Source organism: Streptomyces sp. PTL18 (assembly GCF_059510295.1).
The window spans coordinates 106,185-126,866 of the sequence record NZ_JCAJZO010000016.1 but is presented as its reverse complement, the minus strand read 5'-3'; the positions used below and the strand labels follow the sequence as shown (position 1 = coordinate 126,866).

Here is a 20,682-nt window from a genome sequence, read left to right as displayed (position 1 = left end):
AGCAGCCCCCGGAACGGACGGCGGCTGCGATGTCGGCCCGGCGGTCTCCCACCCCGCCCGGACGGCTCAGGCCGCGGTGCCCAGGTTCGGTATTCCGCGGTCCTCCCTGCGGAGGACCACCGCCGGCGCGGTGCCGCGGCGGCGCAGGGCGAAGCCCGCTCCGATCGTGCCCGCGACGATCACACCGCCGCCGATCAGGGCGCCGCGGGCCCCTGCCGTCTGCATGAGGAGGCCGAGCGCCGGCGGGCCGCCGAGGCTCCAGGCCGTGCTGATGGTCCTCCACACGCCGAGCACACGGCCGCGCAGATGGGCGGGAGGATCGGTCTGCAAGACGGTCGTGCCGGCCGTGTCGGAGACGGACTCCACCACGGCCATGGGCAGGACGAGCACCAGCAGCACCACGAGCGTGGGCGAGAGCCCCGCCAGGACCTGCAGGAGACCGCCCACGGCGGCCAGGGTGCCGACGTGCCGCACGGAGGGCCGGCGCAGCCGGGCGCCGAGCACGGCGCCGATGATGCCGCCGACGGCCAGGACGGTGGACACCGTGCCGAACGCCCCGGCGCCGCCCGCGAGCGGGCCGGTGACCAGGACGGCCAGGGTGAGGCCGTAGTTGCGCCCGAAGACCGAGCTGATGCCGGTGATGCCCGCGAGGGCGACCAGCCGCGGACGGCGCGCGAAGAACGCCAGACCCTGTCGGACGGTCATGTCCGGGGCGGCGGGCCGGCCGCCGCGCCGAGCGGGGGCGGCGGGCCCGGCGTCCGTGGGGGCCCGTACGGCGCCGGGTGCGGGGCGCAGGAACGGGATGACCGAGGCGACGAACAGGAAGGAGACCCCGTTGGCGGCGTAGGCGGCTCCCGTGCCGAAGAACCCGACCGCGACACCGGCGAGCGCGGTACCGGCGAGCCGGCCCGAGCTGTGCACCAGCGAGCCGACGCCGATGGCGGAGGGGACGTCCTCCGGCCGGACGAGGTCGTTGCCCAGCAGGGCGCACGCGGGTCCGTCGACAGTGGCGATCAGGCCGGTGACGGCGGCCAGCGCCATCAGCACGGGCACCTCGAGCCGGCCCAGTGCGACCAGCACGGCCGTCACGAAGGCGACCGCTCCGAGGAGCGCCTGGCTGACCGTGGCGGTCAGCTTCCGCGGCAGGCGGTCGACGGCGGCACCGCCCGCCAGGCTCACGAGCAGGGCGGGGGCGGCCTGGACGGAGATCGACAGACCGGTGGCGGCGGCCGACCCGGTGATCTTCAGGACCAGCAGGTTCTGCACCGTGAGCTGCATCCAGGTGCCGGCGTTGGAGACGAAGTTCGCCAGAGACCACCAGCGCATGCTGCGGTACTTCAGGGATCTCCAGGGCGAGGACGACCCGGCCGCCGGAGCGGCGGAGGCGGCGTCCGGCGCGGGAGCAGCCGGCACGGGGGCAGGAGAGGGCGCGGAAGCGACAGGGGAAGAAGGCACGGTGATCTTCGGGGAGGGGTCCCTGGGGACTCACGGCGAACATCGGCGGGAGCTCGGTACACCGGCTGCGCTGCGCGGTCGCTCCACCGGATCTGGCGGGTGCCGTACCACCGGTGAGCCGCGGCGCGGGCCCGGATGAACGACGTCGACCATCGTGGCAGACAGGACCCCCGAGTCATCGCCTCGGGCCCGGAAGGGGGTGCCGCGCAGACGCCAAGTCCCCGACCTCGTCGGGGACTTGGCGCTCCTGTGCACTTGCTCACAGCATCCGTGGCCGACGCCGTGAGGTTCAGTCCTCCCCGGCGAGTACCCGAAGACCAGGCGGTGAACACCCGACCACCCTTTCGACCCTTCTGCGTGTCGCACGGCACATACGCCGGACCGTGCCGCGAAGCTGATCCGTGCGGAGGCACGGTCCCGGTCCGAGAGAGGAAGTGTTCGATGCAACCGGTCGTCTCGGGGCCGCGAGCACTGGCCGCCATGGTGGTCGACCAAGGGGACCTCGACGCGGCCCGCGCCCAGATGGGTTTCTCCCTCGCCTGGCACATCGTGCTGGCCTGCCTCGGCGTGGGCCTGCCACTGCTGACCTTGGTCGTGGAGTGGCGCGGCGTGCGGACCGGGGACCCCTCGTACCGTCTGCTCGCCCGCCGCTGGGCCCGCGCCATGGGAGTGCTCTTCGCCGTCGGCGCGGTGTCCGGCACGATTCTCAGCTTCGAGCTGGGCCTGCTGTGGCCGGGTCTGATGGGAACCTACGGCCAGGTCATCGGCCTGCCCTTCGCCATGGAGGGGATCGCCTTCTTCATCGAGGCGATCTTCCTGGGCATCTACCTGTACGCGTGGGACCGGCTGTCGCCCCGCACCCATCTGCTGACCGGTGTGCCGATCGTGGTCGCGGGTGTGGCGTCGGCGTTCTTCGTGGTGTGCGCCAACGCCTGGATGAACCAGCCCCGTGGCTTCACGCTGCGTGACGGCAAGGTGGTGCACGTGGACCCGTGGGCCGCGATGTTCAACCCGGCGGCTCCGCCGCAGACCACGCACATGATCCTCGCGGCCCTGATGGTCGCGGCCTTCCTCACCTCCAGCGTGTACGCGGTGGCGCTGTTGCGGGGCCGCCGGGACCGCTACCACCGGCTGGGCTTCACCCTTCCGCTGATCCTGGGTGCGATCGTCACTCCGGTGCAGCTGTTCGTCGGGGACTGGGCGGCGCGATTCGTCGCCCACTACCAGCCGGTCAAGCTCGCCGCGATGGAGGGCGTCTACCGCACCGGCGACCACGTGCCGCTGACCATCGCCGGTGTCGCGGGCCCGCGCGGCCTGCGGTACGGGCTTCGGATCCCCGACGGGCTGTCGCTGCTGGTCGGCTACAGCCCGAACACGGTGATCAGGGGCCTGGAGCAGGTGCCGCCCGATCTGCGTCCCCCGGTCACCGGTGTGCACCTGGCCTTCGACCTGATGGTCGCCTGCGGCCTATTCCTCCTCGCGGTGAGCGTGTGGCTGCTCGTGCTGGGGCTGCGCCGCAGGCGCCGAGGCGCACCCTGGCTGGAGGGCGAGAGCCGCCCGCTGCGCGCCTTCCTCGCGCTCGGCGTCCTCACCGGGCCGGCGGCGGTGGTCGCCCTCGAGTGCGGCTGGACCGTGACCGAGGAGGGGCGCCAGCCGTGGATCGTGTGGGGGCTGCTGCGGGTCCACGACGCCGTGAACGTGGCCCCGGGGCTGATGGCCGGGCTGTGGCTGGTGGTCGTCGTCTACGTCCTGATGACGGTGGCCACGGTCTACGTGCTGCGCCGTCTGACCCGCGACCGGCCCGTTCCGCTCGCTCCCCAGGAGCACGACGTGCGGGGGTACCCCGTTGTGTGACCGTTCGCCCTTGCCGTGTGTCCGCCCCACCCCGACGGCTCGGCCCACCGTGACGGGGGGAGGCTGATGCTCGCCAACACGGCCCTGGCCGTCATGTGGGTCGGCCTGACGTGCTACGCCCTCTTCGGCGGAGCCGACTTCGGGGCGGGCCTGTGGGACCTGCTCGCCGGGGGCAGCGAGCGCGGCAGGGCACCGCGGCGGCTCATCGAGCACAGCATCGGCCCGGTGTGGGAGACCAACCACGTGTGGCTGATCTTCGTGGTCGTCATGCTGTGGACGGGGTTCTCGCCGGTGTTCGCCGCGGTGATGTCCACGCTCTACATCCCGCTGACCCTGACGGCTCTCGGGATCATCGCCCGGGGTGCCGCCTTCGCGTTCCGCAAGGTGAGCACGGAGGTGTGGCAGCAGCGTCTGTTCGGCGGCTTCTTCGCGCTGTCGTCGGTGGTGACGCCCTACTTCCTCGGCTCGGTCGCGGGAGCCGTGGCCTCGGGGCGCGTTCCGCCCGGCCTCGCGAAGGGGGACCTGGTCACCAGCTGGCTCAATCCCACCTCCGCGCTGGGCGGCGTACTGGCCGTGCTCACCTGCGCGTTTCTGGCCGCCGTGTATCTGAGCGGGGATGCCGCACGGACCGGGGAGGAGGACCTGGCGGTCTACTTCCGGCGCCGGGCCCTGGCCACCGGGGTGGTGACCGGTGCGGTGGCGCTGGCCGGGATCGCCGTACTGCACGCGGACGCGCCGCAGCTCTTCCACGGCCTGACGCACCGGGCGCTGCCCCTGCTGGTGGCCTCGGCCGCGCTCGGCCTGGTGAGCCTGGCCCTGCTGGTCCGGGCGAGGCTGACGTCGGTGCGGGTCACGGCGGCCACGGCGGTCGCCGCGATCCTGTGGAGCTGGGGCGTCGCCCAGTACCCCGCCATGCTGCCCCCATCGGTGACCGTCCGTGACAGTGCCTCGCAGTCGTCCGTCCTCGGGGCGAGCCTCGCGGCGCTGGCGGCCGGTGCGCTGCTCCTCGTCCCGTCGCTGCTGTGGCTGTACTCGCTGTTCCAGCGCCGCCCCGCGTCCGCGGAAGGACACGGTGAGCGCGGCACCTGAGTGCCGCTCCCCGCCGTGGCGGTACGGGGATCGTGCGACCGGGCTGCGCATGGCCTCGCCGGGCCCCGGGTACTCGGGGGTCCGGCGCTTTTGGCGGCGCCGTGTCCACCGCAACGTCTCACCGCCTGGAGGAGCCATGGCCGGTGTCAGCCCCACAGATCTGCAGAAAGCACTGTCCGGCGCGGAGTACCCGGCGGACACCGAGCAGCTCAAGAAGGTCGCCCGGGACAACCGTGCCTCCAAGGAGATCACCGAGCGCATCGATCACCTCGGGAAGAAGAAGTTCCAGACCCCGGCCGAGGTGAGCAAGGCGGTGTTCGAGAACGAGTGATCCTGCGTCCGAGGTGCTGCGGCCGGGGCCGAGAGGTCCCGGCCGCGGTGCGTGCGGCCGCGGTCAGCCGACGTACCTGCGTGCCGGGGAGGTCCGCCTCGCCTCCTCCAGGGCCACCAGCCGGGCCTCCAGGTCGGCGGGCACCGGATCACGCTGTCTGAGGACCCAGGGGAGCCCCGCCGCCGCCCGCGTGAACGCCCGCACGGACGCGTGGTCCCGGGGAACGGTGCGCATGAGGTACCAGGTGCGGCGCAGCGCGGACGGCCAGGGGCGTCGCAGCCAGGTGAACCAGAGGGTGTTGCGCAGCCCGAGGACGCGCCGTTCGGTGCTGTCCCGCGCCGGGGACGCGGCGTGATGGATGGTCAGTTCCGGTGCGTGGCAGAGCCAGTGATCCTGACGGAGCAGGTCCGTGGCGAGGAGTTCCTCCTCACCGCCCAGCCACAGTCCGGGGTGGAAGCCGCCCGTGGACCTGAAGGCGCTGACGCGCATGACGGTCGCGGCGGCGAGGAACGACCCCAATGCGGGGCCGGGCAGCCAGTCGGGGCCCGAGAGGGGCGAGTCGCGCAGTTCGGCGACGACGGGGTCCTCCTCCCCCGACGGCTCGACCACGATACGGGCCGTCACGGCCGCGAGCCGGGGGTGGGCGTCCAGGAGGTCAGCGGCCCGCCGCAGGGATCCCGGCTCCCACCAGGTGTCGTCGTCGCAGAAGGCCACATAGGGGGTCCGTACGTGGCGCACGGCCAGGTTGCGGCCGACGGCTCCCAGGTTGCGGCCGGGGCACAGCAGCCGGACCTCGGGGAAGTGCCGGGTGACGGCGTCCGCGGTGCCGTCGGTGGATCCGTTGTCGGTGACGACGACCTGGGGCCGCTCGGGGAGGTCCCGCAGGATCCGCAGGGTGCGCAGCAGTTCCGGGCGCCGGTCGCGGGTGATCACGACGACCGTGGTCCGGGGATCGGGGTGGAGGTCGTCGCCGTGTGGCGCGCCGCTGCCGGTCCGGGGTGTGGTGGCGCTCACGTCGGAGGGGTCGTGGGGCATGTCCGCTCCTCCTCGGTCGTCGGTGCTCATGGGGTGGCCCGCTCCAGCAGGCGGACGGCGTGCTCGACCCGTGCGGGCAGCGGTTCTCGGTCCCGGAGGGCCGCGGGGAGCCGGGCGATCGCGCCGCGCAGCGCCGCCGCGGCGTCGCGCTCGCCGCGGGCCGCCGCGGCGGCCAGGCGGGCGGTGTGGCCGAGGGCCACCGTGACGGGTCGGCGGAGCCACGCGGTGAGCAGGGCGTTGCGCCGCTGGACCGCCGAGCGGCCGGGGCGTCCGCCGGATTCCGGGTGGTGATGGGCCGTCACCGACGGCACGTAGTTGACGCCCCAGCCGCGGGCGGCGAGGTCGTAGGCGAGCAGGGTCTCCTCGCCGCCGAAGAAGAGCACCCGGTGGTAGCCGCCGGCGTCGAGGAAGGCCCGGCGGCGGACCACCGCCGCGCAGGCGAGGAAGCCGAGCACCGGGCGGCCCGGCAGACCGGGGTCGGGCGGTAGCGGCGAGTGCGCGAGGACGGAGTTCAGCGGGTCCTCGGCGGCGTCCGGGCCGACCAGGGTGCGGGCGGCCAGCAGGCCGAGCCGCGGGTGGGCGTCCAGGACGTCCGCGGCGGTGTCCAGGGCGCCCGGCGCCCACCAGGAGTCGTCGTCGCTGAAGGCGACGTAGGGCGTGGTGGCGTGCCGCACCGCGAGATTGCGGCCCAGCGCGCCGGTGTTGCGTCCGGCGGCCAGGACCCGGGCGTCCAGCGGGTGGTCGCGTACGGCGGCCACGGTTCCGTCGGTGGAGCCGTTGTCCACGACGATGACGGGGGGCCGCTCGGGCAGGTCGGCCAGCCGGTCCAGAGTGCGCAGCGCGCTGTCGCGGCGGTCGCGGGTGATCACGACGACGGTGACACGGGAGGCGTGCCGCTCGGGTGGCGTGTCGATGTCCTTCACGCGCACGCGCCATCCCGGAGGACCTTGTGCACGCCGCGCAGCACGGCGTGGGCCGTGATCCCGTACGGCTCCGGGCGGGCGCCCGTGTCCGCGCGGGGACCGTGCTCGCCGCCGGGGAGGACCGCGGGCCCCGGGCAGGGAGCCGGCGCCCTCACCACGCCCCTCCCCCGTCCGCCGCCGCGTGCGCCACTGCCTCCGGGGTCCCGTCCGTAAGGCGGCGATGGCACACCTGGGAGCCGAGGAACCCGGCGCCTCCGGTCACCGCGGCACGGCCCCGGAAGGGCCGGGCCGTCGGCAGCGGGGAGAACGTCGGCGTCGGCGTCATCAGCACGTTCTTCCTTCCGCCGATGGCGATGCACGTGTGCGTGCGGCGGCCGGGCGAGTGCCCCGGCGAGTCGTTTTCATGCTCCGGCCTGCGGTGGGCGCGTGCCACAGGGGTGCCGGGCCGTACCGCCGACCGCGTGCGGCAACGGCGGCGCGCCCGGCTCGCACGAGCCGAGCCGCGCGGCCGGAGGAGCCGCCCGGCATCTCCTTGGCCGAACGGGGTATTTCGCCGCCATGCGGGTGAGCGTGATTGACGTGGGTTCGAACACGATCCGTCTGATGGTCGCGGACGCGGAGCGCGGAGTGCCTCTTCCGGTGCACACCGCGAAGTGGAAGCAGCGGCTGTCCGACCAGACGGACGCGGACGGGCGGATGGCGGACGCGGCCGTGGAGCAACTGGCCCAGTCGGTCGCCGAGGCGGTCGTGACGGCCGAGCGGTGGGGCTCCGGTCCGCCCCTGGCGTTCGCGACCGCGGTGGTGCGCGCCGCACCCAACCGCCGGGAGGTCCTGGAGGCGGTGCGCAGCCAGACGGGTGTGGCCCTGTGCACGCTGCCCGGCGAGACGGAGGCGGAGCTGACGTTCCTCGCGGCTCGGCGCTGGATGGGCTGGCGGTCGGGGCCGCTCGCGTTGCTCGACATCGGCGGCGGTTCCCTGGAGGTCGCGCTGGGCCGGGGCAGCCTGCCGGACTTCGCCGCGTCGCTGCCGCTCGGGGCGAACCGGCTGACCCGTGAGTTCTTCGCCGAGAACGATCCGCCCACCCCGGCGGACATCAAGGCGCTGCGCCGCACGGTGCGTCACCGGTTGCGGGACGTGGTCACGCGCGCCCGGTGGGAGAGCCCGTGCACGGCGGTGGCGACCTCGCGCACGTTTCAGCAGCTGGCACGGTTGTGCGGGGCCCCGCCCGGACGGCACGGCCCGTTCGTGCACCGCGAGTTGCGCCGGGGTGATCTGCGACGGGCCATCGACGACCTGGCCTCGCGCCGCGCCGGGGAACGGGCCGACCTGCCGGGCATCTCCGCGCCACGGGCCCGTCAGAGCCTGGCCGGTGCCTTGGTCGGGCACACCGTCATGAAGCTGGGGAACTTCAGCACGGTGGCCATCTGTCCCTGGGCGGTCAGGGAGGGAGTGCTGCTGCGGTCCATCGAGGACGGCCTCGAGTGGTGGGCGAAGGTCGCCCTGGACGGTGGCGGGGAGACGTCGTCCGGTGCCGCCGTTCCGCTGCGGGTGGCCGAACCGACGGCCTGACCGGGACACGGGCAGGTGCCCTCGCGGTGTGCGGTCAGCCCGGGCGCCGGGGGGCCTCGCCGGCCCGGTCCGTCAGGGCTGCCACGAGTGCCGGGGCGTTGTCGTCGTCCGGGTCCTCCAGGAACTCACGGCGCACCTGCCGGGCCGCGACCCGACCGGAGGTCAGGCACCACTGCCACCAGTGGTCCAGCCGCCGGGTGGTGAGTCGGTCGACGGGGACCAGCGCGGGCCAGCCACAGGCCTCGGCCTGGGCGGTCAGCTTGGCGCCTCCCTCGACGGGGTCCACCGCCAGGACCGGCACTCCGCCGCGCAGCGCGAGCACCAGCCCGTGCAGCCGGTCGGTGACCACCAGGTCCATCCGGGACAGCACGGACTCGAACTGTCCGGGCGTGGCGCACAGCCGCCAGTCGTGGGTGTCGAGCCGGGTCTCCAGCTCCACGCGCGCGCAGTCCTTGCCGGCCAGCCACCGGGTGACCGTCTCGGCGGCCTCGTCGTGCCGGCGCCTCTCCCCGTACTCCTGCTGCCCGTGGGTGAGGATCACCCCGACGACGGGCGTGGTCGTCTCGCTGGGGGCGTGGGTGGACAGGTCGGGCACCGGCCCCATCGCGGGCGCGTCCCGCGGCAGGACCCGGTGGAATCCGGTGACGGCCGGGTCGTCGGCGTCCAGAACCGAGGTCCCGACCGCGATCCGCACACAGTGCGCGAACCGCCGGTGCAGTTCCTCGATCCCCGGCCCGTGCAGCGGCCCGCAGATGAAGATCAGATGCGAATAGGCGGCGGGACGTACGTCGTCCAGGTGCAGCGCCGACGGCCGGAAGCCGGGACTCCAGGCCACGTCGTAGGGTATCCCCTGGTGATGCAGCACATCCTCGACCCGACGCAGGGCCAGCACGTCTCCCGCGGTGGCCTCGCCGTCCAGGAAGCTGAACCATCCGGTCAGCAACGTCCTCAGATTCCTCGCACACACAACGCCTCACGAGTGCCCCCCTGTCACGCGCTCACTCATCCCGTCGGGGGTTCACGGCCACCGAGCCGGCGGGCCCCGCGGCTGCGTCATCGTCCGGGCCCTCGGAGCCCGCAGGGCGCGGGCCGGGGAGTTCCCGGAGGCCCGCCGACGAGGTGCCCGTCATGACCGAAGCCGATCAGGGACCGGCGGCCGCGGCGGCCCGGTTCACCGGGCGTCCGGTGACCGGTGTGCGCCGGGCGTCCGGTGCGCTCACGGAGGCCGTCCTCGACGGTGGCCGGGAGGTGATGGTCAAGCGCGGCGGCGATCCCGGCTCCCTGCGGGCCGAGGCGGCCGGACTGCGCTGGCTCGCGGAGGCCGGTGCGGTGCGTGTCCCCGCCGTGCACGGTCACGACGACCACTGGCTGGTGACCGACCGGGTGCCGCCCGGGCGGCCGAGTGCCGGGGCAGCGGTGCGCTTCGGACGCGACCTGGCGGCCCTGCACGCATCCGGTGCTCCCGCGTTCGGTGCCCCGCCGCCCGGCGGTCCCGAGGACGCGTACATCGGCCTGGCGCCCCTGCGCAACGTCCCCGGTGCGGACTGGCCGAGCTGGTACGCCGAGCACCGGGTGCTGCCCTATGTGCGCCGAGCGGTCGACGACGGCACGGTGCGGTCCGCCGAGTCGGCCGTGTTCGAACGCGTCTGCGCGCGACTGCCGGAACTGGCCGGTCCTGCGGAGCCGCCCGCCCGGCTGCACGGCGACCTGTGGAACGGCAACGTGCTGTGGGGCGCCGACGGCCACGCCTGGCTGATCGATCCGGCCGCGCACGGGGGGCACCGGGAGACCGACCTCGCCATGCTGCACCTGTTCGGCTGCCCGCACCTGGACCGGGTGCTGGCCGGCTACCGGGAGGCGGCTCCGCTCGCGGACGGCTGGAAGGACCGGGTCGCGCTGCACCAGCTCTTCCCGCTGCTGGTCCACACGGTGCTGTTCGGCGGCGGCTACGCGGGACAGGCGCTGGCGGCGGCCCGCGCGGCCCTGGCGGCCTGACCCACCGCGCCCCTGTGCCCCGGTCGGGTACGGTCGCCTGGTCACCGCAACCCCGGGAGCCGCCGTGTCCCGCGCCACCGACGCCTCGTTCGACCTGTTGCCCGGCGCCGACGACTCGCCGGTGATCCTCCATGTCCCGCACGGCGCCCGGGAGATTCCGGCCGACGTGCGTGAGGGCATCCTGCTCGACGACACGGCCCTGACCCGGGAACTGGATCACATCACGGACGCGCACACCGGCGAACTGGCCGCTCTCGCGGCGAAGGCGGCCGCCGTCGCCCCCTGGCGGTTCGTCAACCGGCTGTCCCGGCTGGTGGTCGACCCCGAGCGGTTCCCCGACGAGCGGGAGGAGATGCTCGCCGTGGGGATGGGCGCCGTCTACACCCGCACCACGCACCGTGAGGCTCTGCGCGCGGCCGGCACCGACCCCGGACCGCTGCTGCGGCGGTACTTCCACCCGTACACGCGGGCGATGGCGACGGCGGTCGCGGACCGGCTGGCCGCCACCGGGCGGGCCGTCGTCCTCGACATCCACTCGTATCCGACCGCCCGTCTCCCCTACGAGTTGCACGGCGACGGCCCCCGGCCGCCGGTCTGCCTGGGCACGGACTCCTTCCACACGCCCCCGGACCTGCTCGCCCTGGCGCGCGAGGCGTTCGCGGGGTTCGGCGGAACGGGGGTCGACAGCCCGTTCTCCGGGAGCTACGTCCCGCTGGAGTTCCACGGGAGGCTGCCCCGGGTCACCGCCCTGATGGTGGAGATCCGCCGGGACACCTACATGACCGAGCCGGGCGGTGGCGCGGGCCCCGGTCTTCCCCGCCTCGCCTCCGCGCTGGCGGCCCTGGTGGACGCGGTGTCCTGACGGCCGCCTCACCGCTGGTCGCGGCAGCAGCGGGAGCCTGCCCACGATCCACTTCAGCCGGCGGCGCGGGTCGAGACGGTGGGATCCACCGGTGCGCGCCGGCTCCGCCGTGGCCGCGCCACTTTCTGTTATCGCCCGCGCCCGGAGCCGTCTCCTGTGCGCAGTCGTCCGCATCGGACATCCCTGACGAAAACCGAGGACCCACGCACGTGAGAGCACAGATCAGCCGCCGGAGCATGCTGAAGATCGCCGGTGCGGCCGCGGGCGCGGCCGGCGTCACCGCCGCCGTGCCCGCCACCGGGGCGTCGGCGGCGGGCACCGGCTTCGCGCACCCCGGGCTGCTGCACACCCGGGCCGACCTCGACCGCATGGCGGCCAAGGTGAAGGCGGGCGCAGCTCCCTACACGGCGGGTTTCGCCAGGCTCACCGCCAACCGGCACGCGCAGAGCACCTGGACGGCCCGCCCGGCGGCGACCGTCTACCGGGGATCGGGCACCCCGGAGAACTACTCGGTGCTGTACAACGACGTCCACGCCGCCTACCAGAACGCCCTGCGCCGGCACGTCGGCGGCGACGCCGCGCACGGGGACACCGCCGTGGCCATCCTCAACGCCTGGTCCGCCACCCTGACCGAGCTGGACGGCACGGCGGACCGGTTCCTCGCGGCCGGCCTGTACGGCTACCAGTTCGCCAACGCCGCCGAACTCGTGCGCGACCACGACGGGTTCGACCTGGCCCGCTTCCAGAAGATGATGCGGTCCGTCTTCCTTCCGCTCAGCTCCGACTTCCTCACCCACCACAACGGCGCCTACGCCGGCAACTACTGGACCAACTGGGACCTGGCCGCGATGGCCTGCGTCCTCGCCGTCGGCATCCTCTGCGACGACCGCACCGCGGTCGACCAGGCGGTCTCCTACTTCCGCCACGGCGAGGGCATGGGCGCGGTCGCGAACGCCATCCCCGTGGTGTATTCCGACGGCCTCGCCGAATGGGCGGAGGCGGGCCGCAACCAGGGGCATGCCCTGCTCGGCGTCGGCCTGATGGGCACGGTGTGCGAGATGGCCTGGAACCAGGGCATCGACCTGTACGGGTACGACGACAGCCGCTTCCTCAAGGGCGCCGAGTACGTGGCCAAGTGGAGCATGGGCGGATCCGTGCCCTACGCGCCGCTGACCCGGAGGAAGGGCGCACCGGGGGTGTGGTCCGGCAGCGAGACGACCGACAGGGCGGCCGCCGTGAACCCGGCCATGACGCGCCCGATCTGGGCCATGATCGCCAACCACTACACCGAGCGCCGCGGGCTGGACGCGCCCCACGTCACACGCATCGCGGCCAGGACGGCGCCGGAGGGCGGCGGCGGGGACTACGGGCCCAACAGCGGCGGATACGACCAGCTGGGCTTCGGCACGCTGACGTTCACCCGCGACCGGGCGTCCGCGGCCGAGGCGACGAGGTCCCCGACGCCCGCCTCCGGGACCGGTGCCGGTGCCGCAACCGGGTCCTCCGGGACCGGTACCGCAGCCGGGTCCTCCGGGCCGTCGTCCACGTCCCGTCCGAAGCCCGGCCGGGACAGGGACCTGGCGAACAGCGGCTCCTCGGACGTGCCCGCCTGGACCGCCGCGTCGGGCGTCACCGCCATCGCCGGCGGACTGCTCCTGCTGCGCCGCCGCGGACGCGCCGGACGAGACAGCGCCTGAGCCCAAGGGCCGGCGGTCGCACGCCGCAGGACCGCCGGAGTCCTCCGCGCGGACACGTGGAGCGCCGGCCGGCAACGCTCCGTACCCGCGTGCCGATCCCGGTCCCCTTCGGGATGCGCGCTGCGCCGTCTGGGGGAAAGGTGAGGGGAGGATCGACTCGCAGAGGAGACAGAATGTCGACGTCACAGCCCGATGCGTCGCGTCGTCCGGCCGATGACCGTGCCACGCCGGACGAACTGCTGCACGCGTGCCCGCTCGAGGCCTCGGCGGAGGACCTGGTCCTCGCCTCGGGGCGGGACATCACCCCCAGGACCCTCGCCTGGGCGGAGCGGAAGCTCGCCTCCGAGGGGCACGCCGCGCTGGACAAGCTACTGCCCTAGCGACTCCCGGTCCGGAATCACCGCGCCGGGGCCGGGGACGGGCCCCGGGACCGTGATTCCGGACCGGAGCGGCTGCTGGGGGGCGTGCCTCGGGACGTCATCGACGAGCAGCGCGTCGGCGGCTGCGACGGCGTCGCGCACGTCCCGGGTCCCCGTCGTGACGCACAGCGTGTAGCTGACATCCGCCAGCGCTCGTGCCGCTTCGGCTGTCTCCCGTTCGGCGAGCGCGATCCGCAGGGTCGCGTACCGGGTCAGCAGTCTCCTGACGGCCTTCGGATCCGGAACCAGCACGGTAGGGCCCTTTCTCTGGTTTTTCCGTCCCGGCTCCCCTGTCCCGGGTGAAGCATGCACAACTCATCTCACAGCGGCCGCCTTTTTGGCGTGATCTCGACCCTGTACTCCCCAAAGTCGCCCTTCACCCGGCGGGACCGCGGCGCGACACGCGATCATGACCCACCCTCCCCTGCTGGCTCTTGACGTGCGCGGACCATACTGGGAGGCGCCCCTGTCCCCTTTCCCCAGAGTGATCCATGGCAAAGTCCTCCACCGCCCGTGCCACGGCTCCCGACACCGTGTGGCTGGCCCGCGGGCGACACCCCGGCCCGGGCGCCGAGGACGCCGTCCGCCGCCGCCTGCGCGACCTGAGGAACGACGACCTCATCCAGGACGAGACCGAGTTCGACGGTTCCCGGGACGGCGCACCCGCGCGCGCCTTCGAGGCGCGGTGGCTCGTCGCGGACGATGTCGTCGTACGGGCCAGGCTCGACGTCGGCGCACCCGGCGACGACGGCGCCCAGGACTGGGCTCTGGTGGCCGAGGCGGATCGGGCCTGGGAGCTCCACTGGCCCTCACCGGCCACCGTCTTCTGGCCCGACGACCCGGACGTGCCCTGGGACCACGACGTGGTGTCCGGGCTGCGCTTCAGGGGGATCAACCCGCTTCCTTCGGAGGACCGGGCGCTGCGCCGCCTGCTGAAGGACTGCGCGCGCCACTCGTGGGGCATCCACGTGGTCGTCCACGAGGCGATGACTCCCGACGCGCGCGGGCTGCGCCCCCTCGCGCCGCTGCTGCCGCCGAGCCTCAGGCACCGCGTGGTGGAACACCGGGCCGCGCCCGAGCAGTTCCAGGTGGTCAACTGGGCCCTCTACGACCTCGGGGCCCGGGTGCCCCGAGGCGGGGCCGTGGTGCTGCCCGCGAAGCCGTCCTCCCCGGGCGCCGAGGACAACGGGTTCAGCGTGCGCACGGTCTTCCTCGACGGTTCGCGCCCCACGGAGCTCATCGACGCCGTACGGCGCTGCGCCGAGCAGCCCGCGCCCCTGCCGGAGGGCGCCGAGGAAGCCCTGTCGGCGCTGCGCGAGCAGTGGCATCTGACCACCCTCGAGGAGGAACTGGCCATGGCGCGCCGCCGGCTCGCCGCCTACGCCGAGGCGCTCGAGGCCATGACGAAGTCGCGGGACATGTACAAGGAGGCGGCCGAACTCGCCCACGAGGCGCTGGCGGCCTACCAGGAGTCCGCTCCGCCGCCCGCACCGCGCCGGCCGCGCAGGAGGGGGGGCTTCTCGCTGCGCACGCTGGCCAGGCCCCTGGAGCGCGCGATGGACGGGGTCAGGTCGCTCGGTGTACCGGACCAGCAGGACCGTGGCACCGCCCCGGAGGAGGAGCCCTCCGCGGAAACCTCCCCCGTCCGGCCGTCGGACGCCGGGGACCCGGAGTAGCCGCCCGGCCCGGTGGCCCGACAGCAGAGGGCCCCGCCGCGTGCCGGGGGGAGGGGCATCGGCGGGGCCGACGGCTCGAGGCACCAGGGGGGAGAGCGCCCACGAGCGGTCCGAGGTGCTGCTGCCCGGCTTCCCGGGAAGTATGCGCGGCCGGATTCACGTCCGGGTGTCCGCCATTCGTGATGTCCGGGTGTGGGTGGTGGTTTCCGGGGTACCCGGGGCCGAACTCACTGTCGTGTGCCGCTCGGCAGGGAGATGTTGATCACTTCAGGAGCGCGGGTCGCGGTGCATCGGTTGCCCGACCCGGGGTAGGCGAGCCCCGCCACGCCGTACGGATGGGAGGACCTTGTGTCGGCTGAGCAGACGCCGCTGTCCATCGATGTGACGATGCCCCGGGAGGATGTCGCGCTGGTCACTGTGAAGGGTTTCCTGGATGTCGACACGGCGACGGAGTTGCACCACCACCTGGCGAACCAGATGCACCACGGCCGCCGGCATCTGCTGCTCGACCTGTCGGAGGTGCCCTTCATGGACTCGTCCGGCATCAACATCATTCTCAACGCCTACAAGGAGACCCGTCAGGCCGGCGGCTCGATCGGCCTCATCGACCCGGCCCCGGCCGTGCAGCGGATCCTGGACCTGACCGGGGTGAGCCTGACGGTCCCGTCCTTCACGTCCGTCCAGAACGCGCTGGACGACACGGGCGACGCGTTGAGCCGACCCTGAGGCGCACCATCGCCCACGTGGCACGGCATCGCGGAGCGGTGCCGTGCCACGTGGGCGCCGACGAAACCGGTCACCGCGCGGGGTGACCGGTTCGGTGTGCCGACGGCCGGTCAACTGACGTTGTGGCACGGGAAGTTCGCCCGCCCGTATGGTGTCCCCGTTCGTCGCCGCCCGCCTCGAACGGCCCCGACTCCATGGACACGACGGCAGTGGACGGGGTCCCCCGATCGTTGGACGGTCTCCGGGACTTCCTCGGGTGCCGAGGGGGGATCTCCGATGATTACAGTGGTCGCCCGACACAAGGAACCGCGCTCTCCGGGCAGGCTCCCCGGCCGTCGCGGGAGGGTACGTACGAAGGAGACAGGGACGTGACGGACCAGGAGTCGGCAACGAACCCAGGAGCCTCGACAAGGGCCGTGGGGGACTTCCTGCTGCGACGTCGGGAGCAGATCTCCCAGCGCTGGGCCGACCAGACACTGTTCCGTACGGTGTTCACGGTGTCCCGGGACGAGGCGGTGGAAGCCGCCGGGTCCCTGGTGGAGGCGCTCGCCGCGGTGGCCGCCTCCGGACGGATCGAGGACCTGCGCGCCCCGGGGTTCGCGGGGATGCGCGAGCAACTCACGCGCATGGCGGCCTCGCGGGCCCGTGCGGGCGCGACGCCGTCGCAGATCGCCGACGAGGTGGCGGCCCTGGGCCCCTCGATCAGGGAACTGCTGGGCGCCGAACTGTCCGGGTCGGACGGCGAGGCGAGCGGATCGCACGCCGTCGCGCTCACCGCCCTGATGGGCACGCTGCGGGTGCTGGTCATGGAGACCGCCCTGAGCACCGGCGAGGAGATCATCGAGCGGCAGCGCCTGCAACTGCTCGAAGTGGCCACGCCCGTCATCAAACTGTGGAACGGCATCGTCGCCGTACCGCTCATCGGCACCCTGGACAGCGCCCGCAGCCAGGTGGTGATGGAGAGCCTGCTGGACGCCGTCGTCGCCCAGCAGGCCCGGTTCGCCATCCTGGACATCACCGGAGTACCCACCGTGGACTCCCTGGTGGCGCAGCACCTGATGAAGACGGTCGCGGCGACCCGCCTCATGGGCGCGGAGTGCATCGTCTCCGGTATCCGGCCGGCGATCGCCCAGACCATCGTGCATCTGGGGATCGACCTGGGCACGGTCCTCACCCGGGCGAGCCTGGCCGATGCCCTGGCGTACGCCCTGCACGAGCTGGGCGCCGTGATCGTCGACCGGGCGGGCCAGGGAGGAGGCCGGCGGTGACCGGCGGTTCCGGGAACGCGACGGGTGTCTCCGTCCCCGTGCTCAAGCTCGGTGACGTACTCCTCGTCACCCTCCACGGCGAACTGGAGGACAAGGCCGCCGAACAGCTGCAGCAGGACGTCAGCGAGGCCATCGTGGGCAGTTCCGTCACCGGCGTGGTCATCGACGTGTCCGGGGTCGAGATCGTCGACTCGTTCCTCGGGCGCGTGTTCGCGGAGATCGCGGCGAGCGCCAAACTGCTCGCCGCGGACACCGTCGTGGCGGGCATGCGCCCCGCGGTGGCCATCACGCTGGTGGAGCTCGGCCTCACGCTGCCGGGGCTGCGCACCGCGCTCGACACCGACGCGGCCCTGAGGATGCTGACACAGGCGGCCACGCCCCTGCCCCACGGTCCAGCACGCCAGGAGAACGCGTGACGGAGACATCGGGCCGCGTCACCACATGCCTGCCCATCCGAACGGACATGGATCTGGCCTGGGTGCGGCAGCATGTGCGGCAGGCGGCCGCCGAGATCGGTTTCGGTCTGGTGGATCAGACCAAACTGATCACCGCGGCCAGCGAGCTCGCACGCAACACGCTCGTCCACGGCGGCGGCGGACAGGTGGAGCTCGCCTTCCTCGACAACGGCCGCGCCTCGGGGCTGCGCCTGTCCTTCGTCGACGAGGGGCCGGGGATCCCCGACATCGAGCAGGCCCTCACCGACGGCTACACCTCGGGCGGCGGTCTGGGGCTCGGGCTCGGCGGAGCCCGGCGACTGGTCCACGAGTTCTCGATCGACTCCCGTCCCGGCGACGGCACCCGGGTCACCGTGGTCTGCTGGGCCGCCGGGCCGCCGCGACCCCGCGAGGAGGTCCGATGACCCACGTCCGGGACGTGCCCGTGTACGACTCGACCCGGGTCCGGGATGTCGCGGTGGCGGCGCAGGAAGCCTGCGGCCACGCCGGGTTCGTCGACGCCCGTACGGCCGCGGCCGTGCTCGTCTCCACCGAGCTCGCCACCAACCTGCTCAAGCACGCGGGCGGCGGTCGGATCCTCATCGAAACGGTGGACGCGGACCTCACCGCGGAGGAGGCCGCTCAGGGGCCGGCGCTGCAGATCGTCGCGATCGATCACGGCCCGGGCATCCCCGACCTCGCGGCCGCGTTGGGCGACGGCTTCTCCACCACGGCCTCGCTCGGTGCCGGCCTCGGCACCTGCCGGCGCATAGCGGACGACTTCTCCCTGCACAGCGCACCCGGGCGGGGCACCGTCGCCCTGGCCCGGATAAGGGCGACGTCCGGTCGCCGGCGGCACGGGCACGCCCGGCAGGGGCAGGCACGCCACGACCACACCCCGGTGCGCGCCGGCGGCGTCAACATTCCCCTGGCCGAACCCCATTCGGGGGACGCCTGGGCGTGTGTGAGGTTCGGGGAGCGGGTCACCCTGCTCCTCGCCGACGGCCTGGGCCACGGCCCGGCCGCGGCCCAGGCCTCCGGCGCGGCCGTCCGGCAACTGCGGGACAGCGCACATCTGCCGCCGGCGGAGCTGCTCGGAGTCCTGCACACGGTGCTGCGCGACACCCGCGGCGCCGCCGTCGCGGTCGCCCAGCTCGACCTCGCGCAAGGGAGTCTGGAGTTCTCCGGCATCGGCAACATCGGCGCCCGGTTCCGTTCCGGCGGCGGCTGGCAGCACCTGCTGTCGCATCCGGGCATAGTCGGCGCGCACCGGCCGGCGCGCATCCCCCGCCGGCGGCTGCCCTGGTCGCCCGACTGTCTCCTCGTCCTGCACAGCGACGGACTGCCCAGCCGGTGGTCCCTGCGGGAGGACGTGCTCCCCGCGGAGCTGGACCCGGGGGTGACGGCCGCCGTGATCGTGCGGGACGCCAGCAGTGCCGCCCTGCCCGTCCGCGACGACACCACGGTGACCGTGCTCTCCCCCACACCGCCGAAGCGTGAACCATGACCCACACCTGGCAGATCATCACCGTCGTCGACGCCGCCCGGGCCCGGATCGCCACCGCCCGGCTCGCGGCCGATCTCGGTGTCTCCGTCGTCGAGCGCACCCGCCTGGTCACCGCGCTCACCGAGCAGCTGCGCCAGTGCCTCACCAAGGGCGGTGCCTGGCGGCTGAGCCTTGGGACCACTCCCCCGTCGCAGCACGAGGAGCAGCCACGGCTGTGGGTCGCCGTCCGTCCCGACCCCGACGAGCGCCCCCACGAGGACCCGACGTGGCAGGCGCAGGTTCCGGCGCCGGAGCGGGGCGGCCGGGCCGGCGCGGTGGCGGTGCGCGCCTCCGCGCCGGCCCTGGCCGAGGCGCTGTTCGGCGCCGACGACGACACCGCGCGCGTCCTGGACGCGCTGACCGAGCAGGAGGCGCTGGTCGCCTTCCACCGCGAGGAGCTGCACCAGACCAACCAGGGCGTCCTCGCCCTGCACGCCGACCTGGACGCCGCCGGGCAGGCGCAGCGCGAGCTGTTCGCCGCCGAGCGGGCCGCGCGCACGGAGGCCGAGGAGGCGCGCCGTCGGCTCACCTTCCTCGCCGACGCCAGCGCCGCACTGACGGCATCCCTGAACCACGGCGAGATCGTGCGTCTGCTGCCCGAGCTGCTGACCCCGGCGTACGCGCGGACCGCCGAGGTGTGGCTGCTCGGTGACGAGGAAGCGGAGTCGGGCCACGCGCCCCGCCCGGCCGCCGCCGTGCTCGCGGCCCGTACCGGCCGCCCGCAGTACGCGGCCCCCCATCCGGGGGGTCTGCCCGGCGTGGACGACCGGCCGCCCTCCGCCCTGCACCCCACCCGGCCGCTGCTGTGTCTCCCCCTGTCCGCCCGGCAGGTGCCGCTCGGCGTGATCACCCTCACTGCGCCCGGCGACCGGTGGGACCCCGACGACGCCGTGATGCTGATCGAACTGGCCCGCAGGGCCGCCATCGCGATCGACAACGCCCAGCGCTTCGAGCACAGCCGCGACATCGCCGAGACACTGCAGCGGGCGCTGCTCACCGAGCTGCCCGCCACCCCAGGGCTCCGGCTCGCCGCCCGCTATCTGCCGGCGACCCACGGTCTCAACATCGGCGGCGACTGGTACGACGCCTTCCGGCAGCCCGACGGGAGCCTGATCACAGTGATCGGCGATGTCACCGGGCACGGGCTGCGCGCGGCGGTGATGATGAGCCAGCTGCGGACGGCCCTGCGCGCGTACGCCGTCGACGGGGGCAGCCCGGGCCGGCTCCTGACCCGGCTGCACCTGTTCCTGCACCACCTGCAGCCGGATCTGTACGCCACCGCGGTCATCGCCCGTTTCCGTCCCGGGGAGCCCGTGCTGACCTGGGCCGCGGCCGGCCACCCGCCCCCGGTGCTGCGCACGCCCGACGGCCGGGTGCACACGCTCGACGCCAAGCCGGGCGCCATGCTGGGCGTTCCGGTACATCAGGAGATCGAGGACCACACCGCACCCCTGCCGCCCGGCTCCACGCTCGCCCTGTACACGGACGGCCTGGTGGAGCGGCGGGCGTACGGCATCGACCCGGGCATCGAGCGGCTGGCCGAGGCGATGTCCGCGCTCCCCGTGCCGGACCGGGACGGCGGTCTGGAGGGCGCCGCAGACCGGGTACTCGAGCCGATGCTGCGGGACTCGGAGGGAGAGGACGATGTGTGTCTCCTGTTGTGCCACGTGGACGGCGAGAGCGCCGTGACGGCGGGGAGACCTTCCGTGACGTGATCCTGGATGCGTATCCTCCGGCTTTCTGGCAACCGTCATAAGGGGGCCGGACGACAGCGCGACCAACGACGACAACCGGCCGGAGGGC

21 protein-coding genes are annotated in these 20,682 nt (G+C 73.7%); 15 read left to right on the top strand and 6 right to left on the bottom strand.

The window, feature by feature from the left end; genetic code table 11:
• Positions 1-66: 66 nt before the first annotated feature.
• On the bottom strand, positions 67-1,455 hold the full coding sequence (locus tag AC5WS8_RS26640; protein WP_496105998.1) for an MFS transporter: 1,389 nt from the start codon (positions 1,453-1,455) through the stop codon (positions 67-69).
• Positions 1,456-1,896: 441 nt separating this feature from the next.
• Here AC5WS8_RS26640 and AC5WS8_RS26635 point away from each other — a divergent pair, with 441 nt between their 5' ends.
• The 3 genes from AC5WS8_RS26635 (at position 1,897) to AC5WS8_RS26625 (ending at position 4,729) form a co-directional block, all read left to right on the top strand.
• The gene (locus AC5WS8_RS26635; protein WP_496105997.1) at positions 1,897-3,309 is read left to right on the top strand and encodes a cytochrome ubiquinol oxidase subunit I; all 1,413 of its coding nucleotides are present in this window, start codon (positions 1,897-1,899) and stop codon (positions 3,307-3,309) included.
• 66 nt (positions 3,310-3,375) lie between these two features.
• Positions 3,376-4,398: a cytochrome d ubiquinol oxidase subunit II gene (locus AC5WS8_RS26630; RefSeq protein ID WP_496105996.1), complete on the top strand. Its 1,023-nt coding sequence runs from the start codon at positions 3,376-3,378 to the stop codon at positions 4,396-4,398.
• A gap of 136 nt (positions 4,399-4,534) precedes the next feature.
• Entirely contained in the window at positions 4,535-4,729 is a 195-nt protein-coding gene (locus tag AC5WS8_RS26625) for a DUF2795 domain-containing protein (RefSeq protein ID WP_496105995.1), read from the top strand.
• Positions 4,730-4,792: 63 nt separating this feature from the next.
• Here AC5WS8_RS26625 and AC5WS8_RS26620 read toward each other — a convergent pair whose 3' ends face one another.
• The 3 genes from AC5WS8_RS26620 to AC5WS8_RS26610 all read right to left on the bottom strand — a co-directional run bounded on the left by AC5WS8_RS26620 (position 4,793) and on the right by AC5WS8_RS26610 (position 7,012).
• Positions 4,793-5,764, bottom strand: a complete 972-nt coding sequence (locus AC5WS8_RS26620) for a glycosyltransferase family 2 protein (protein ID WP_496105994.1) — start codon at positions 5,762-5,764, stop codon at positions 4,793-4,795.
• A gap of 26 nt (positions 5,765-5,790) precedes the next feature.
• A complete protein-coding gene (locus AC5WS8_RS26615) occupies positions 5,791-6,693 on the bottom strand; it encodes a glycosyltransferase family 2 protein (RefSeq protein ID WP_496105993.1) in 903 nt (300 codons plus the stop codon).
• Positions 6,694-6,838: 145 nt separating this feature from the next.
• Entirely contained in the window at positions 6,839-7,012 is a 174-nt protein-coding gene (locus AC5WS8_RS26610) for a hypothetical protein (protein ID WP_496105992.1), read from the bottom strand.
• Between the two features lie 233 nt (positions 7,013-7,245).
• Between AC5WS8_RS26610 and AC5WS8_RS26605 the strand changes: the two genes are divergently transcribed.
• The gene (locus tag AC5WS8_RS26605) at positions 7,246-8,256 is read left to right on the top strand and encodes a Ppx/GppA family phosphatase (RefSeq protein ID WP_496105991.1); all 1,011 of its coding nucleotides are present in this window, start codon (positions 7,246-7,248) and stop codon (positions 8,254-8,256) included.
• Positions 8,257-8,290: 34 nt separating this feature from the next.
• Here AC5WS8_RS26605 and AC5WS8_RS26600 read toward each other — a convergent pair whose 3' ends face one another.
• The gene (locus AC5WS8_RS26600; protein WP_496106034.1) at positions 8,291-9,196 is read right to left on the bottom strand and encodes a polysaccharide pyruvyl transferase family protein; all 906 of its coding nucleotides are present in this window, start codon (positions 9,194-9,196) and stop codon (positions 8,291-8,293) included.
• Between the two features lie 188 nt (positions 9,197-9,384).
• Here AC5WS8_RS26600 and AC5WS8_RS26595 point away from each other — a divergent pair, with 188 nt between their 5' ends.
• The 4 genes from AC5WS8_RS26595 (at position 9,385) to AC5WS8_RS26580 (ending at position 13,190) form a co-directional block, all read left to right on the top strand.
• The gene (locus AC5WS8_RS26595; protein ID WP_496105990.1) at positions 9,385-10,251 is read left to right on the top strand and encodes a fructosamine kinase family protein; all 867 of its coding nucleotides are present in this window, start codon (positions 9,385-9,387) and stop codon (positions 10,249-10,251) included.
• Between the two features lie 64 nt (positions 10,252-10,315).
• Positions 10,316-11,113, top strand: coding sequence for an N-formylglutamate amidohydrolase (locus tag AC5WS8_RS26590; protein ID WP_496105989.1), 798 nt, complete (start codon positions 10,316-10,318; stop codon positions 11,111-11,113).
• A gap of 236 nt (positions 11,114-11,349) precedes the next feature.
• Complete coding sequence (locus tag AC5WS8_RS26585; protein ID WP_496106033.1) at positions 11,350-12,810, top strand: alginate lyase family protein; 1,461 nt, start codon at positions 11,350-11,352, stop codon at positions 12,808-12,810.
• Between the two features lie 173 nt (positions 12,811-12,983).
• Positions 12,984-13,190, top strand: a complete 207-nt coding sequence (locus tag AC5WS8_RS26580; protein WP_496105988.1) for a hypothetical protein — start codon at positions 12,984-12,986, stop codon at positions 13,188-13,190.
• Here the strand turns inward: AC5WS8_RS26580 and AC5WS8_RS26575 are convergent.
• Positions 13,179-13,481, bottom strand: a complete 303-nt coding sequence (locus AC5WS8_RS26575) for a DUF5133 domain-containing protein (protein ID WP_496105987.1) — start codon at positions 13,479-13,481, stop codon at positions 13,179-13,181. The two genes, AC5WS8_RS26580 and AC5WS8_RS26575, sit on opposite strands and share 12 nt — an antisense overlap.
• Before the next feature lie 239 nt (positions 13,482-13,720).
• On the opposite strand from AC5WS8_RS26575, the gene AC5WS8_RS26570 reads away from it, so the two are divergent.
• From AC5WS8_RS26570 to AC5WS8_RS26540, 7 genes are all read left to right on the top strand, one after another.
• Entirely contained in the window at positions 13,721-14,905 is a 1,185-nt protein-coding gene (locus tag AC5WS8_RS26570; RefSeq protein ID WP_496105986.1) for a hypothetical protein, read from the top strand.
• A 348-nt stretch (positions 14,906-15,253) separates the two neighbouring features.
• On the top strand, positions 15,254-15,631 hold the full coding sequence (locus tag AC5WS8_RS26565) for an anti-sigma factor antagonist (RefSeq protein WP_496105985.1): 378 nt from the start codon (positions 15,254-15,256) through the stop codon (positions 15,629-15,631).
• A 368-nt stretch (positions 15,632-15,999) separates the two neighbouring features.
• Positions 16,000-16,899: an STAS domain-containing protein gene (locus AC5WS8_RS26560; RefSeq protein ID WP_496105984.1), complete on the top strand. Its 900-nt coding sequence runs from the start codon at positions 16,000-16,002 to the stop codon at positions 16,897-16,899.
• Positions 16,896-17,315 (top strand): STAS domain-containing protein, encoded by a 420-nt coding sequence (locus AC5WS8_RS26555; RefSeq protein WP_496105983.1) that lies wholly within the window; start codon positions 16,896-16,898, stop codon positions 17,313-17,315. The genes AC5WS8_RS26560 and AC5WS8_RS26555 overlap by 4 nt, the downstream gene beginning before the upstream one ends.
• A gap of 47 nt (positions 17,316-17,362) precedes the next feature.
• Positions 17,363-17,758, top strand: coding sequence for an anti-sigma regulatory factor (locus tag AC5WS8_RS26550; RefSeq protein ID WP_496106032.1), 396 nt, complete (start codon positions 17,363-17,365; stop codon positions 17,756-17,758).
• Positions 17,755-18,840: a SpoIIE family protein phosphatase gene (locus AC5WS8_RS26545; RefSeq protein ID WP_496105982.1), complete on the top strand. Its 1,086-nt coding sequence runs from the start codon at positions 17,755-17,757 to the stop codon at positions 18,838-18,840. Before AC5WS8_RS26550 ends, AC5WS8_RS26545 begins: the two co-directional genes overlap by 4 nt.
• On the top strand, positions 18,837-20,594 hold the full coding sequence (locus tag AC5WS8_RS26540) for a PP2C family protein-serine/threonine phosphatase (protein WP_496105981.1): 1,758 nt from the start codon (positions 18,837-18,839) through the stop codon (positions 20,592-20,594). The genes AC5WS8_RS26545 and AC5WS8_RS26540 overlap by 4 nt, the downstream gene beginning before the upstream one ends.
• The last annotated feature ends 88 nt before the right edge of the window (positions 20,595-20,682 follow it).